The organism is Streptococcus parasanguinis, assembly GCF_019929185.1.
Lineage (GTDB): Bacteria > Bacillota > Bacilli > Lactobacillales > Streptococcaceae > Streptococcus > Streptococcus parasanguinis_O.
Map to the genome: position 1 here is coordinate 1 of NZ_JAHZPC010000015.1, position 14,135 is coordinate 14,135.

14 protein-coding genes are annotated in these 14,135 nt (G+C 41.8%); 2 read left to right on the forward strand and 12 right to left on the reverse strand.

Features of this window, described 5'->3' with window-relative positions; genetic code table 11:
• Positions 1-153: 153 nt before the first annotated feature.
• Both K1I56_RS08405 and K1I56_RS08410 read left to right on the forward strand, forming a co-directional pair.
• Positions 154-603, forward strand: a complete 450-nt coding sequence (locus K1I56_RS08405) for an NUDIX hydrolase (RefSeq protein WP_070586411.1) — start codon at positions 154-156, stop codon at positions 601-603.
• Positions 604-670: 67 nt separating this feature from the next.
• Complete coding sequence (locus tag K1I56_RS08410) at positions 671-973, forward strand: DUF1827 family protein (protein ID WP_003012157.1); 303 nt, start codon at positions 671-673, stop codon at positions 971-973.
• Between the two features lie 102 nt (positions 974-1,075).
• Here K1I56_RS08410 and ileS read toward each other — a convergent pair whose 3' ends face one another.
• The 12 genes from ileS to K1I56_RS08470 all read right to left on the reverse strand — a co-directional run bounded on the left by ileS (position 1,076) and on the right by K1I56_RS08470 (position 14,123).
• Positions 1,076-3,868 carry an isoleucine--tRNA ligase gene (ileS, locus tag K1I56_RS08415; RefSeq protein ID WP_223325754.1) on the reverse strand — a complete coding sequence of 931 codons (2,793 nt, stop codon included), beginning with the start codon at positions 3,866-3,868 and terminating at the stop codon, positions 1,076-1,078.
• 253 nt (positions 3,869-4,121) lie between these two features.
• Positions 4,122-4,949, reverse strand: coding sequence for a DivIVA domain-containing protein (locus K1I56_RS08420; RefSeq protein WP_021152770.1), 828 nt, complete (start codon positions 4,947-4,949; stop codon positions 4,122-4,124).
• 9 nt (positions 4,950-4,958) lie between these two features.
• A complete protein-coding gene (locus K1I56_RS08425; RefSeq protein WP_214260087.1) occupies positions 4,959-5,750 on the reverse strand; it encodes a YlmH family RNA-binding protein in 792 nt (263 codons plus the stop codon).
• A 6-nt stretch (positions 5,751-5,756) separates the two neighbouring features.
• The gene (locus tag K1I56_RS08430; RefSeq protein ID WP_003011858.1) at positions 5,757-6,020 is read right to left on the reverse strand and encodes a YggT family protein; all 264 of its coding nucleotides are present in this window, start codon (positions 6,018-6,020) and stop codon (positions 5,757-5,759) included.
• Between the two features lies 1 nt (position 6,021).
• Positions 6,022-6,651: a cell division protein SepF gene (locus K1I56_RS08435; protein WP_003005962.1), complete on the reverse strand. Its 630-nt coding sequence runs from the start codon at positions 6,649-6,651 to the stop codon at positions 6,022-6,024.
• A 9-nt stretch (positions 6,652-6,660) separates the two neighbouring features.
• A complete protein-coding gene (locus tag K1I56_RS08440; RefSeq protein ID WP_070673759.1) occupies positions 6,661-7,329 on the reverse strand; it encodes a YggS family pyridoxal phosphate-dependent enzyme in 669 nt (222 codons plus the stop codon).
• Positions 7,330-7,331: 2 nt separating this feature from the next.
• Positions 7,332-8,597 carry a cell division protein FtsZ gene (gene ftsZ / locus K1I56_RS08445; RefSeq protein ID WP_003005955.1) on the reverse strand — a complete coding sequence of 422 codons (1,266 nt, stop codon included), beginning with the start codon at positions 8,595-8,597 and terminating at the stop codon, positions 7,332-7,334.
• Positions 8,598-8,612: 15 nt separating this feature from the next.
• Positions 8,613-10,001 (reverse strand): cell division protein FtsA, encoded by a 1,389-nt coding sequence (gene ftsA / locus K1I56_RS08450; RefSeq protein ID WP_003005953.1) that lies wholly within the window; start codon positions 9,999-10,001, stop codon positions 8,613-8,615.
• A 142-nt stretch (positions 10,002-10,143) separates the two neighbouring features.
• Positions 10,144-11,367, reverse strand: coding sequence for a cell division protein FtsQ/DivIB (locus K1I56_RS08455; RefSeq protein ID WP_223325755.1), 1,224 nt, complete (start codon positions 11,365-11,367; stop codon positions 10,144-10,146).
• Positions 11,351-12,433 (reverse strand): UDP-N-acetylglucosamine--N-acetylmuramyl-(pentapeptide) pyrophosphoryl-undecaprenol N-acetylglucosamine transferase, encoded by a 1,083-nt coding sequence (locus K1I56_RS08460; protein WP_223325756.1) that lies wholly within the window; start codon positions 12,431-12,433, stop codon positions 11,351-11,353. The genes K1I56_RS08455 and K1I56_RS08460 overlap by 17 nt, the downstream gene beginning before the upstream one ends.
• Before the next feature lies 1 nt (position 12,434).
• Positions 12,435-13,784, reverse strand: a complete 1,350-nt coding sequence (murD, locus tag K1I56_RS08465) for a UDP-N-acetylmuramoyl-L-alanine--D-glutamate ligase (RefSeq protein ID WP_223325757.1) — start codon at positions 13,782-13,784, stop codon at positions 12,435-12,437.
• Positions 13,785-13,874: 90 nt separating this feature from the next.
• Entirely contained in the window at positions 13,875-14,123 is a 249-nt protein-coding gene (locus K1I56_RS08470; protein WP_004219693.1) for a DUF3165 family protein, read from the reverse strand.
• Positions 14,124-14,135 lie beyond the last annotated feature (12 nt).

The window sequence follows — 14,135 nt, forward strand, 5'->3', positions numbered from 1 at the left end:
GCGTAGTAGAGCCCACTCAACCACTGCGTCTTGCTCGACAATCCAAAAATAATTGAGAGGCTAGGACTTTTGTCCCATCCTCTTTCTTTTTTCCCTCCAGATTTTTGCTAAAAAATATGATATAATGATGAAAAAATAAGAAAAGAGAAAACCATGACCATTCCAAGTTTTGGTGAAAAAAAACAAGATGTGACCTACGTCAATCGCTATGGTGTCTACGCTGTTATTCCCAATAAGGACAAGGATCAGATCATCCTCGTTCAAGCTCCTAATGGAGCCTGGTTCTTGCCCGGCGGGGAAATCGAGGCAGGTGAAGATCACTTGCAAGCTCTGAAACGGGAACTGATCGAAGAATTAGGTTTTACCGCTGTTTTAGGACAATACTATGGCCAAGCAGATGAATATTTCTATTCCAGTCATCGCGACACCTACTATTACAATCCTGCCTATATTTATGAAGTGGTAGACTATACAGAAGCTCAAAAACCACTGGAAGATTTTAACAATCTTGCTTGGTTTCCTGTAGATGAAGCAATTGAAAAACTCAAACGTGGCAGTCATAAATGGGGCATTGAACAGTGGAAAAATACCCACAAAAAATAAAGGAATTCTTTCACAAAAAATAAAAAAGTGCTATAATAAATGAAGATAGAGGTTAGGAGGAACTCATATGAAGCTCATTAATACCACAAATAGTCATGCTGCACTGGTCAAAAGCCAACTTGCCAGCACTGACGCCTTGCTTGTCGAGGTTTATTCCGCGGGCAATACAGACGTCGTTTTTACACAGGCCCCAACACACTATGAATTATTGATCAGTAACAAACACCGAGCTATTCGTGAAACTGAAGTAGAAAAAATTCGTGAGTTCTTTTTAAAACGTAAGATTGATCTTCAAATCATTGACCAATCCGCTATTAAAACCCTCTACTCCGATAAACTAATTGAAATTTCCTTTCCAATTACAAAGTAAGGCCAATTTGTCTTACTTTTTTTATTTCCTTAATGGATGAACCTCTACACCATCTTAGCCATTAAAAAAGAAGTTCCTTTATGGAACTTCTTTTAATGGCTTTTATTTAGCTTCAAATCCTTCTGCGACTGCGTCCGCAAAGTTCTCTTCGACGATGCTTGCACAGTGATCACAGATGGTTGCGTGGTAGTGGCGTTCAGCCGTTGTTGGATCGATGCGACGGCAACGGTCACAAACTTCACCAGCTGCACGTTCAACTGTGAAGGCTACATCTTCAAAGGTCACTGCACCTTCTGGAGCTGGTCCTTCTGCGATCGTCAATTCAGAAACAATCAAGAGTTGAGCAACATTGCTATCAACAGCTCCAAGAAGTGTTTTCACGACTTCGTTTGGATAAACTGTCAAGTGAGCTTCAAGTGATTTACCAATCACTTTTTCATTCCGTGCTTCTTCCAAGGCTTTTTGAGCTTGACCACGGAAGTCCATGAAGGCTGACCAAGTATCCAAGATTTCTTCTTGGTTGGCAAACGTTTCTGCTTCTGGCAATTCTGACAATTGAACGAAGTCTTCCGCTTCAAACTCAAGATAAGACCAGATTTCTTCAGCAGTGTGAGGAAGAATTGGAGTCAAGAGTTTCGTGATTTTTACAAGGATATCATAGAAGACTGTTTGCATTTGACGGCGTTCGAGAGATTTAGCTCCTTCGATGTAAACAACATCCTTGGCAAAATCCAGGTAGAAGGCTGACAAGTCAACGTTGATAAAGTTAACAAGCGCCTTGTAGATCGTCAAGAACTCAAAGTTTTCATAAGCGTCACGGATAGTCTTGACAAGCTGGTTAAAGCGAATGGTCATGTACTTGTCAACTGAACGAAGCTCGTCGTAAGCAACTGTATCCTCAGCTGGATTAAAGTCAGAAGTATTGGCAATCAAGAAACGAAGGGTATTCCGGATCTTACGGTAAGTCTCAGACACTTGGCTCAAGATATCCATTGAGATACGCACGTCATTGCTTGAGTCTACACTGGTTACCCAGAGACGCAAGATTTCAGCACCAAATTGCTTTTCAACATCACTTGGAGCAATGGTATTTCCAAGAGATTTAGACATCTTCTCACCTTTACCATCCAAGGCAAAACCTTGAGACAAGATTTGTTTGTATGGTGCGACACCATGGTTCGCCACAGATGTGATAAGAGATGAGTTGAACCAACCACGGTATTGGTCTGAACCTTCAAGGTAAAGATCAGCTGGATATTTGAGTTCTGGACGATTAACCACAACCCCATTCCATGATGAACCTGAGTCAAACCAGACGTCCATGATATCTGTTTCTTTTGTAAATTCGCCATTCGGTGAACCTGGATGCGTAAATCCTTCTGGCAAGAGGTCTTTCGCTTCACGCTGCCACCAGATGATGGAACCATGCTCTTCAAAGAGTTGCGCTACATGTTCGATGGTTTCAGCTGTCATGATTGGTGTTCCATCTTCTGCGTAGAAGATTGGAAGAGGCACACCCCAGGCACGTTGACGAGAGATAACCCAGTCACCACGGTCACGAATCATGTTGTAAAGACGCACTTTCCCCCATTCTGAGTGGAACTTCACTTTTTCAATTTCGTCCAAGATATCTTGACGGAATTTTGATACAGAGGCAAACCACTGTGGAACTGCACGCCAGATGATTGGTTTTTTCGTCCGCCAGTCAAATGGGTAGGAGTGAGAGATTTCTTCTTGAGCAAGGAGCAAATCACCAAGTTTTTCGATAACCGTTGGAACAACCTTGTCATAGAACTGACCTGCAAAGTCAGGGCCAGCATTCTCCATCATGATTCCTCGTTCGTTAACAGTAACAGCAACTTCGAGGCCATTGGCAATCCCTACATTGTAGTCATCCTCACCAAAACCAGGAGCGGTATGGACGATACCAGTACCTGAATCAAGGGTTACATGCTCACCAAGGATCACCAATTCATCCACTTCAGGATCCCATGGGTGTTCTGTAACGATATGGTTCAATTCTTTTCCTTGGTAAGTCGCAAGGACTTCAGCATTTTCCCAACCGAATTTTTCAGAAAGACTTGGCAAGAGCTCAGATGCTACGACATACTTGCGGTCAGATCCAGCAGGCTTCACTACGACATAATCAAACTCTGCTCCTACCGTCAATCCACGAGAAGCTGTAACCGTAAATGGAGTTGTTGTCCAGACAACGATGTAAGTGTCTGTATCTAGGATACCCTTACCATCTTTAACCTTGTTCGCATAATAAAGAGACGTTGATACCAAATCATGGTATTCAATCTCTGCTTCAGCGAGGGCTGATTCAGAAGACCAAGACCAGTAGACTGGCTTAGCTCCACGGTAGATATAGCCTTTATTGGCCATTTCACCAAAGACGCGAATTTGCGCTGCTTCATAGTCAGGCGTCAAGGTTACATAAGGATGATCCCAATCACCTGAAACACCTAAGCGTTTAAAGTCTTCGCGTTGTTTATCTACTTGAGAAAGCGCATATTCACGGCAGAGTTTCAAGTACTCAACCAAGTCCATTTCTTTGCGTTTCACACCTTGTTTAGCCAAGACTTGCTCAATTGGCAAACCATGGGTATCCCAACCTGGAATATAAGGGGCATAAAATCCTGACATAGACTTAGAACGAACAATGATATCTTTTGAGATCTTGTTCATGGCATGCCCTACGTGAATATTTCCGTTGGCATAGGGAGGGCCATCATGAAGGGTAAAATGCGGTTTTCCTACATTCAACTCTTGACGGCGTTGATACAATTTTGCATCTTCCCATTCTTTTTGCCAAACTGGTTCTTTCGTTGGAAGCCCAGCCCGCATTGGAAAAGCTGTTTTCCCAAGATTCAATGTTTCTTTGAGTTTCATTGTGTCTCCTTATTGATTTAAAAGCTATAAAAAAAACACGAGCATCCTAAAAAGGACGATTGCTCGTGGTACCACCTTTGTTCGAGAAGTCGCAAGCGACCTTCTCCTCTCATCCCGTAACGAGGGAAACGTCCGTTCTTACTCAAGGGTTCAGAACGAATACTGTAAAAGGATCATCCATTAAGAGGGAGTGCAGATCTTCCACCATCATCTGCTCGCTAGACCTATCATTAATGGACCTGTTTTTACAAAATTATAAAATATTGACAGATTCACGATTTGCATCATCTTCTGGTTGAACAGTTTCTTCAACCTCAACGACTTCCTCATTTTCATGACGAGCGTGCTCTGCTTCTTCTAAAGCGGATTGAACTTTTTCATTCAAACCTTCAAACGCTTGTGTTGCCCCCAATTCTAAATTAGCAGCTTCGATGCGTTTTTGCAATTCTTCGATTTCAGCTGGAGAGAATTGACGAGTCAAATCAATGTTATCATCTTCTGCATGATGATGGTGAACTGATTCACCCAAAGCTTTCTCAACAATTTCACGGAAAGCTTCATCACTTGTTTGAATGTACATAGCTGTTGGACGAAGAATTTCATCCCATTCAGGTGTATCGATAATGCTCAATTGGCTTTCGATTGTTGATTTCAAACGTTGATGGAAGACGCGTGTCTTGTTCTTCAATTCCTCTGTTTCAACGGCAACCTTCTTGGCATTATCCGTTGCATGACGAAGGATTTCATTTGCTTTTTGTTTTGCTTCATCTACTAAGTGCTGTGCATCTTGTTCAGCTTGACGAACAATATTTTCAGAACGTTCGTTAGCGGCTTGTTTGACACGTTCCGCAGTATCTTGTGCAATCAAAACAGATTGACTCAATGAATCTTTCATTTCATCAAAATAGTTTAAGCGTTCTTCAAGAGCTTGAATTTTTGCTTCTTGATCATGATTTAAACGAACAAGATCTTCATAATCGCGAACAACGATATCTAGAAATTCTTCTACTTCGTTCGCATCATACCCTCTAAATTTAACGCCAAAAGTTTTATCTTTAATTTCTAAAGCAGTAAGAGCCATAACTCCTCCTCATTTTTTACTTAAGAGTACTTCAACAGTTATTTTATATTTTCCACTCTTTGAAATACCATTTTCAGAAACAATTTTAAGACGCCCAAAGCGTCGGACACTGACTAAATCATTCAGACCTACAGCATAGCTAACATTGGAAGTAGTAGCATAGTTAACTTTCACTAAACCAGAACTAATCAACTGACTAGCTTGTGAGCGTGAAAGCTTGAAGGTCCCAGCAATCACCTTATCTAACCGATAACTCGACACGAGAATATCTCGCTGCTGGCTTTCTTCCTCTACGATCATTTGTTCAGAGAGAGGAACTTCCCTCAGCTTAACAGGTACCCGAGAAATTTTCTGGATGTGATCCATGAAATAGGGAACAAAACGCTGTTCAACAAATACTTGGATCTTTCCATCACTCGTTAGAATATCTCCAAAGGACTTGCGTTCCACACCTAATTGGTGAACAATGGTCCCCAGTACCTGGGAATGGGTCAAGTGATGAAATTTTGAAGCATAGACCATTTCCAATAGGGCCAGATCAAAGTCACTTGGATCTAATTGGTAATAATCTGGAGCAACAATAACCTTGGCATACTCCATTTTCTGCTCATCGCTGGAAGCAAAGACCTGTAATTGGTAGCTTGCCGCGACATTTCGTAAAATAGTGACCTGATGAGGGTTTAAAAAGCCCGTCACCTCAACAGAATAGCGTTCCACCACTCTTTCAGACAATTCAATACAACGATCAATGAATTCGTGATCTTCGCGATTGAAATGTTGGTAAATCTCTGTCTGTCCCATCGTTTTCTACCCAATCAAAAGTAGGAACAAGCGGGCTAATAACTGATTCATCAAGTTCAAGACCAAAAGTGCTACAAGAACCGTAAAATCCAAGCCCCCAAACTGTAATGGTAACTTTCTAAAAAGGCTCAAAAATGGTTCAACTAGGCGGTGAACCATTTGTCCAAGAGTACTCTGAGGTGCCCCAGGGAACCAAGATAGTAAGGCATAGATGACAAGAATGATGGAATAGATTTGAATGATATTTGATAAGTATTGAAAGATAACCATCTTAACGATTACGTTTCATATCATAGTCAAATTCTGTCACTTCCACATCATTTGGAAGGCGGATATCTTCAATGTTAACAACTACATTAATTGGAGTCAACAAGTACATGGTACTTGCAACACGACGAAGATTTCCTGCTAAAACATAACGAGCCCCATCCAAATAATCTAAACAACGACGTGCTTGTACTTCTGTCATATATTGGAAGTCAATCAAGATACTCTCATTAGATAGTAATAGATCAACAATTTCAGTCGCTTCCTCGTATTTGCGGGGATAGCGTACATCAATGGTAATCTTTTCATCTGTATTCGCACGATTAGCAGCCAATTCACGTTGGCGTTCATGCAAACGAGTAATATTTTCAGATGTATTTTTCGTTGTTGAAACAGGTTCCTTCACTGCCGCTGTAGACACTGGAGTCGTAACAGGTGCGACAGGAGTCGGTTTTGGTTTTACTGGTTCTCTTTGACTAATCTGTGGACGTGGAGAAGTCACTTGAGGAGTCGGCTGTGGCTGTGGAACTGGTTGTGTTTCCGCCCCAGCTGCTTTTGCCTCGCGAACTTCTACTTCTTCACCGTCTTCTGTGAAGTAGTCAATAAAGTTGTTAAATTTATCTTTTAATGACATAGTTCTTTCCTATTTAAAAAATGATGTCCCAATTCTAACATAAGTCGCTCCGTTCGCAATGGCTACTTCAAAGTCACGACTCATACCCATACTTAGTTCTGAAAAAGGCATATTTTTTAATTGTTTCTTTTCTAGTTGTTTCTGAAGTTGGTGAGTTTTTGAAAAAATATCCTGCAACTCTTCTTGACTAGCCTCAAAAGGAGCCATCGTCATTAAACCAACAATTTCAATTTTGTCCAGCTGTGCGATTTCCGCTAAAAAATCACCCAGTTCATCGGGTGCAAATCCATGCTTACTTTCTTCTCCAGAAATGTTCACTTGGAGGAAACACTTGATCGGGTGTTCTGCTCGCTTTTGAATTTCTTGAGCCAGCTTCACCGAATCCAAGGCATGAAAGTAATCGACGAGATTGATCACGTCTTTTACTTTCCGCCGTTGGAGGCTCCCAATCAAGTGCCAAGTGAGATCATACTCTTTTAGAGCTTGATACTTTTCTAGGAATTTATCAACACGATTTTCACCGATATGTTGGATACCTGTTTTCACCAGTGCTTCTGTTGTAGCAACATCCACATACTTGGTGACAGCTATCACATTAACTTGATCTTGACGGTTAGCTTTGTTTCTTGCTGTTTCTACTTGTTGCCGAACAAGATCAGCATTCTCTACCAGATTCATGATTAACGATTCCGGAAGAATGGTGGTGTTTCCAATTCATCATCATCTGAAGATGAATCTACGTAACGATCAACTTGATGTGTTGATGTTGGTTCAGTTTGGCGAACGATATTCTCACGACGAATATCCCAATCACCAAAGGCTGAGCCACGGTTTGGTTCTACCGCTGGACGACTTGGAGTTGTTGGCAATTCAACATCTTGTTTCAAATCAAATTCACGGTCAAATGGCGCAGCTTGTGGGCGTTGTTCACGTGGTCCTGTTTTATAAGGACGTTGTGAGGAAGCAATGCCGCTAACGCGTTCTACCTTGTCTTGACGGACACCAGTTGCAACAACCGTCACGCGGATTTCATCTTTAAGAGATTCATCAATAGATGTACCCAACCAGATGTTCACTCCGTGACCTGCAGCTTGGTTCACAATTTCTGAAGCTTCTTCAGCTTCGATCAATGTCATATCCAAACCACCTGTTACGTTGACGATCACGTCTTCTGCACCATCAATTGTAGTTTCAAGAAGTGGAGAGTAAATGGCTTTACGAGCCGCTTCGATAACGCGTTCTTCACCGCTACCAACACCAATACCCATGAGGGCATTCCCCTTGTTTTCCATAACAGTCTTCACGTCTGCAAAGTCAAGGTTGATCAATCCAGGACTTGTGATCAAGTCAGTGATCCCTTGAACACCTTGACGAAGAACGTTATCTGCTTCACTCAAAGCTTCAAGAAGCGGTGTCTTCTTGTCTACAATTTCAAGCAAGTTGTTATTAGAAATAATCAACAATGTATCTACATGTTCGCGAAGTTCGTTGATCCCTTCAATAGCGAAGTTGCCACGTTTTGAACCTTCAAACCCGAATGGACGAGTCACAACGGCTACTGTCAAAGCACCTACAGCTTTAGCAATACGAGCGATGACTGGTGCAGCACCTGTACCAGATCCTCCACCCATCCCTGCAGTGATGAAGACCATGTCTGCACCTTGCAACGCTTCTGTTAACACTTCTTCGCTTTCTTCAGCTGCCTTACGACCAACTTCAGGTTGACCTCCAGCACCCAATCCACGAGTCAATTTTGGACCCAATTGGATAACTGTTTCAGCTTTTGCACTTGAAAGTGCTTGAACATCTGTATTAGCTGCGATGAATTCTACACCGGCAACGCCTTCGTCAATCATACGATTGATGGCGTTACCGCCACCGCCACCGACACCGATTACTTTAATTACTGCACCTTGTGCCGCTGCTGTGTCAAATGAAAATGTCATAAATACTTACACTCCTTAATCAAACATATTACCGATCAAATTTTTCATTCGGTCTGTGAATGTAGTTTTTGGTTCTTGTTTGCTATCATTGCTTGCTGCTGGAATTTCTTGAGCATCCACTGGAGATTCAATCTTCTCAGCATTGTATGCAGGTACTACCGGTTGTGCTGGAGCAGCAGGTTGTGGTTGTACTTGTGGTTGAACTGGACGGTCAAATTGAATCGGTTGTTGACGCAAGACTTCGTCTCCATGAACCGCAGCCTGAGCAATAATATCCACATCTGTCAAATTGCCTGCATATTCAGACAAGCTAATTACATGGGCAAAAGCTGGATTGCGAATTCCAATTTGATTTGGAACAAACAATTTCACATTTACACCAAAGACTTCTTGAGCCAATTCTTCAACACCAGGAAGGATCGCTCCTCCACCGATAATCACAATACCACCAGGAAGATCCAACAGATGTCTTCTCTCAAGGTCTTGTTTGATTTGCTCAAAGATGTGTTTGATACGTGCTGAAATGATTTCAGCTAAGTACTTCTCAGTCACTTCAACTGGCTCTACTTCACCGATGACTTCTACATGGAAAACTTCGTTTCCAGCAGACGGCACATAGGCTTCACCATAGTTGAACTTCAAGCCTTCTGCCAATTTTTGAGAAGTTTTCAATACTTTAGAAATATCTTTGGTAACATAATCGCCACCTTCTTGGTAGATATTTGTAAATTGAAGTTCTTGGCTACGAACAGATGCCACCGTTGTTTGGCCACCACCCATATCGATCACCGTTGCTCCGAATTCACGTTCGCCTTCATTCAAGACTGTTTTGATCATCGCAAGCGGTGAAATGATGATGTTCTCAACTTGTAAGCCTGCACGTTCGACTGTTTTACGCAAATTGTGCAAGATTGTACGAGGTCCTGTATAAAGAAGGCCACGCATTTCAAGTCGGATCCCCATCATTCCGCGTGGATCGCGGATTCCTTGGAAACCATCAACCGTGAATTCCTCAGGAATGAAGGTGATTACTTCACGATCCGGTGTCATGCTTTTTGTGAGTGCAGATTTGACAACATTTTCAACATCTGCATCTGTGATTTCTTTTGAATCACTTGTGACTGGAATCATTCCTTGAGTTGCTTCGATTTGTAGTAAGTTTGCAGGCAACCCAACATTGACTAGATTGATTGAAATCCCTGCTTTTTCTTCAGCTTGGCTGATTGCATTTTTAATTGCATTTGAAGCAGCTTCGATATCTACTATAATTCCATCTTTGACGCCAGCACTTTTTGCATTGCTGACTCCAATTACATTCATTTCTCCATTGACATGTTCTGCCACCAATACTTTTATTGAACTAGTACCGATATCTAAACCTGTAAAAAAGCCGTCTCTAGCCATTACACCAGTCCTCTCTCTTTATTTGTTTTCACTTTACATCTATTTATAGCCCTTTTAGTTGGAACTATCCAAACTTCATTATATCACAAAGAAGCCTAAAATGGACATTTTTTCTTCAATTATTTGAGATAATTTATGGGCTTTACTCATTTCCAGAAGAATTCTCTCCTTCTGGATTCTGTTCTTGATTCTGTTCTTGGCTTGCTTCCTCAGAATGTTCTTCTTGCTTTTCTGTACTTTCAGCCTTTTCTTTTTCAGCTTGCTCTTTGGCATCTGCAATGGATTGTTCACTATAGCTGAAGACTCCAGCCTCCATATCGATAGTCGAATCATCGTCTAATTGCTTGCTGATAGCTTTATAGTAAGGAAGCTTGCGGGTAATTTGGGAAACAGGCACCAAGATTTTATTATCGTTTTTCATGGTGATGGTCACCAGATCCTTGGTGACCTTGCTTGGTGTCAGATCAACCGAAACAATTTTATCCGTAATGGAAGAAGAAATAGACTTCATTTCTTGGACAAATTGTCTAACCAATTCTCGATCTGAGAATTTCAAGCTAATATAGGAGGACGGCAATTCCGAAGCTGGAGTTACTGTCTCCACTACTTCTCCATTTTCCAATACTGGATAGTGGTCTTCTCCGGTCACATAATAGGCAACCACTTTGTGTTCCACGATATTGACTTTAAAAGTCACCGGGAATTGATAATGCATGTGAACCTCTTTGATCCATGGACTAGCCGTTTTCATATTTTGTTCATAGACCGATTTATGAAGGAAAGTCGTCAGAGTATAATCTTCTTCTTTGATGCGACTTTTTTCATACAAGAGTTGCTGGTCAACCGCCTTGTTCCCTGAAAATTCAATCACTTTCTGTGTGGATAAGGGGCTTAAAAAGTAGATCGAGAGAAGGGCGACAATCGAGCTGATTCCGATAACCGGAAGGGCACGATAGATGTGGCGTTTTGCCACTGTCGGTTCCTTCTTTGGTTTTTTCGTCTTCAAGCCTTTAAAAAATGAAGGCTTTTTCTCTTGTTTCTCTGAAGGATCTAGCTCCTCTTTAGCCGGATCAACTTCTTCTCCTTCTGAACTTTCTCCATCCGCATCTGGATCCTCTTCGGCCTCAGATTCATCTTCCTCTTCAGACTCTTCTATTTCTTCAGATTCTTCCTCTGAGACGGAAGCTGTCTCTTTTTCTGAAAGGTCTTCGTCTTCTTTTGCTTCTTCGCTTTCAGTTTCCTCTGTTTCAGCTTCTTCCGCTTTTTCAAGCGCTTTTTTTTCTAAATATTCTTTGTTTCTTTTTTGCCAGGCTGACAATTCTGTAATTTTGTCATCCGTTGGCGTTTTTTTATTGTCGTCCGTCATCTTTTCCCTTACTGATATCTTTTTGAAGCAGGCCATAAAAATCGTCTAGTGAAAGGAGTTCTGTCGATTTTTCCATTGCTTGGTGGTAGACTTGACTTTGCTTCAACATTTCTTGAATGGTTTCATTAAAGGTTTCGAGGGTCAATTGATCTTCCTGCAATTGCTCTGCGTAACCTTTATCCACAAAATATTGGGCATTTTCAATCTGATCGCCACGGCTGGCTTCTTTTCCTAGCGGTACAATCAAATGGAGTTTGTTCATGGCCAAGAGTTCAAATAAGGTATTGGCCCCACCTCTAGTCACCACTAAATCAGCCTTCTGGAGCATGGGCAAATACTGATCGGTTACATAATCCACTCGATACAAGCCACCCTCAGCCTGATTCAAAGTTGAATCACCCGTCAAATTGATGATATTGTAGTGCTGCAAGAGCTCTGCTTTGTTCTCTGTCACAAATTCATTAAAGACACGCGCACCAGCAGATCCTCCGACAAAGAGAAGGGTCGGCAAGTCTTTTCGGAAACCTTTTGTTTTTTCTTCTAGTTCTTCAGAAGTTGTCGGAATATGATCTGTAACCTTGGTTACCGCACCGATATGCGCACTCTTTGTTAAACCATGAGCTTGCTCAAAAGTCGTGTACATCTTGGTAGCGAATTTATAAGCAATTTTATTGGCCAATCCCATCGAGAGATCCGACTCATGGATATAGACAGGGACACGCGTGAGTCTAGCTGCGATCACTGGTGGCACAGAGACAAATCCCCCTTTTGAGAAGAGAACTTGTGGACGCACACGAAGCAGGATTGCAATGGACTGGAGCGTTCCCCAAGCCACCTTGAACACATCCATCATATTTTGGAAAGAGAAATAGCGGCGCAATTTCCCCGTTGCAATTGAATGGAAGCGCACGTCTAAGCCAGACTTTTTGATCTCTTGGTATTCGATTCCTTTTTTGTCCCCAATATAATGGACTTCCCATCCATCTTCGATAAATTTTGGAATCAAGAGGAGATTAAGGGTCACATGTCCCACGGTTCCCCCACCAGTAAACATTATTTTTTTCATCTTATTTCAACCCTTTTACTGTAGCAAGAAATTCATCCCCACGCACTTCAAAATTCGGATACATATCCCAGCTGGCATTAGCAGGACTTAGTAGTACAACATCTCCAGGGCTAGCCAAGTCGAAAGCTTTCTTTGTAGCATCCGCTACATCTGCCGCATCGACATAAGGGACGCCTGCTTTATCGGCTGCGCGTTTCACTCGAGGAGCTGATTCCCCTAGAATCACTATTTCCTTTAAACCAGTAATGTGAGGTACCAATTCATCAAATTCATTGCCACGATCGAGCCCCCCTGCAATCAAGATCACCTTGCTGTTATCAAAACCAGAAAGAGCTTTTTGTGTTGCTAGAATATTGGTCGATTTACTGTCATTGTAGAATTTGACACCTTGAATTTCATCCACATATTGAAGACGGTGTTTCACTCCTCCAAAGGCCGACAAGGTTTCTTTAATGACCTCATTCTCCACACCTTGGACTTTTGCAACAGCAATCGTTGCCAAGGCATTCTCTACATTGTGACTACCTGGAACGCCCAGTTCAACTGCACGCATGACAGCTTCTCCCTTAAACTTGAGAAGTCCATCTTCCAAATAAGCCCCATCCACTTTTTCGACCGTTGAAAATGGAAGGACCCTTGCCTTGGTTTTTGTAGCCAGTTCCTTGGCCAGGTCTTGGTTGAAGTTCAAGACAATGACATCTTTTTCTGTCATATTCTTTTGAAGATTCCATTTGGCAGCTACATAATTTTCAAAAGAACCATGATAGTCGATATGGGTTGGCATGAGGTTGGTAATCACTGCAATCTCTGGATGGAAAGCTTCAATTCCCATCAATTGGAAAGAAGACAATTCCATGACCAGAACATCCTTTTCTGTTGCTGTTTGTGCAACTTGACTAGCTGGAAAACCGATATTCCCAGACAATAGACCACCTTGACCGGCAGCTGTCAAGACTTCCCCGATCATGGTTGTTGTCGTCGTTTTTCCGTTTGATCCTGTAATCCCAATAATTGGCGCATCCGAAATCAGATAGGCCAATTCCACTTCAGTGAGGACTGGAATACCCTTTTCAAGCGCTTTTTCAACCATCGGGTTCGAATAAGGGATTCCTGGATTTTTGACCATGACCGCAAAGTCTTCATCCAACAATTCCAGAGGGTGGCCTCCTGTCACGACTTTAATCCCTTCTTCCAGTAAACTTTGTGCTGCTGGATTTTCTTCAAAAGGTTTGCCATCATTGACGGTCACAATCGCTCCTAAGCGATCCAACAAACGGGCAGCTGACTCGCCTGACTTAGCCAAACCTAATACAAGAACCTTTTTATTTTCAAATTGTTTCACAAATTTCATGATTTCTTCGCTCCATTTTTATCACTCTCTATTTTACCTTTTTTTAGCAAAATTAAAAAGCCCAAAGGGCTTTAAAAATCACGTCAGCGTTTATTTTTTCTGTTTGGTCGTCATTTTGGAAATATCCACCAAAGCCAGGTAGCCAACAAAGGCAAGAAAGGCACCGACAAAAAACTCAGACGGTAGTTGGAATATCTGAAAAATGGCGAGACAAGTCAGTACGATAATGGAGACGATTAAGACCACCATTGTGACACTGTTTAAGGTACCACGAATACTCTTTGGGGTCATAAAAAGGTAAAAAAGGAGAATCAAAATCCCTAAGATAAAATAGACCATTTTGTTTCTCCT

What these genes read in the sequence shown, in the direction of transcription:
- K1I56_RS08405 (WP_070586411.1), top strand. Translation starts at nt 154, where the DNA reads ATGACCATTCCAAGTTTTGGTGAAAAAAAACAAGATGTGACCTACGTC.
- K1I56_RS08410 (WP_003012157.1), top strand. Translation starts at nt 671, where the DNA reads ATGAAGCTCATTAATACCACAAATAGTCATGCTGCACTGGTCAAAAGC.
- ileS (WP_223325754.1), bottom strand. Translation starts at nt 3,868, where the DNA reads ATGAAACTCAAAGAAACATTGAATCTTGGGAAAACAGCTTTTCCAATG.
- K1I56_RS08420 (WP_021152770.1), bottom strand. Translation starts at nt 4,949, where the DNA reads ATGGCTCTTACTGCTTTAGAAATTAAAGATAAAACTTTTGGCGTTAAA.
- K1I56_RS08425 (WP_214260087.1), bottom strand. Translation starts at nt 5,750, where the DNA reads ATGGGACAGACAGAGATTTACCAACATTTCAATCGCGAAGATCACGAA.
- K1I56_RS08430 (WP_003011858.1), bottom strand. Translation starts at nt 6,020, where the DNA reads ATGGTTATCTTTCAATACTTATCAAATATCATTCAAATCTATTCCATC.
- K1I56_RS08435 (WP_003005962.1), bottom strand. Translation starts at nt 6,651, where the DNA reads ATGTCATTAAAAGATAAATTTAACAACTTTATTGACTACTTCACAGAA.
- K1I56_RS08440 (WP_070673759.1), bottom strand. Translation starts at nt 7,329, where the DNA reads ATGAATCTGGTAGAGAATGCTGATCTTGTTCGGCAACAAGTAGAAACA.
- ftsZ (WP_003005955.1), bottom strand. Translation starts at nt 8,597, where the DNA reads ATGACATTTTCATTTGACACAGCAGCGGCACAAGGTGCAGTAATTAAA.
- ftsA (WP_003005953.1), bottom strand. Translation starts at nt 10,001, where the DNA reads ATGGCTAGAGACGGCTTTTTTACAGGTTTAGATATCGGTACTAGTTCA.
- K1I56_RS08455 (WP_223325755.1), bottom strand. Translation starts at nt 11,367, where the DNA reads ATGACGGACGACAATAAAAAAACGCCAACGGATGACAAAATTACAGAA.
- K1I56_RS08460 (WP_223325756.1), bottom strand. Translation starts at nt 12,433, where the DNA reads ATGAAAAAAATAATGTTTACTGGTGGGGGAACCGTGGGACATGTGACC.
- murD (WP_223325757.1), bottom strand. Translation starts at nt 13,784, where the DNA reads ATGAAATTTGTGAAACAATTTGAAAATAAAAAGGTTCTTGTATTAGGT.
- K1I56_RS08470 (WP_004219693.1), bottom strand. Translation starts at nt 14,123, where the DNA reads ATGGTCTATTTTATCTTAGGGATTTTGATTCTCCTTTTTTACCTTTTT.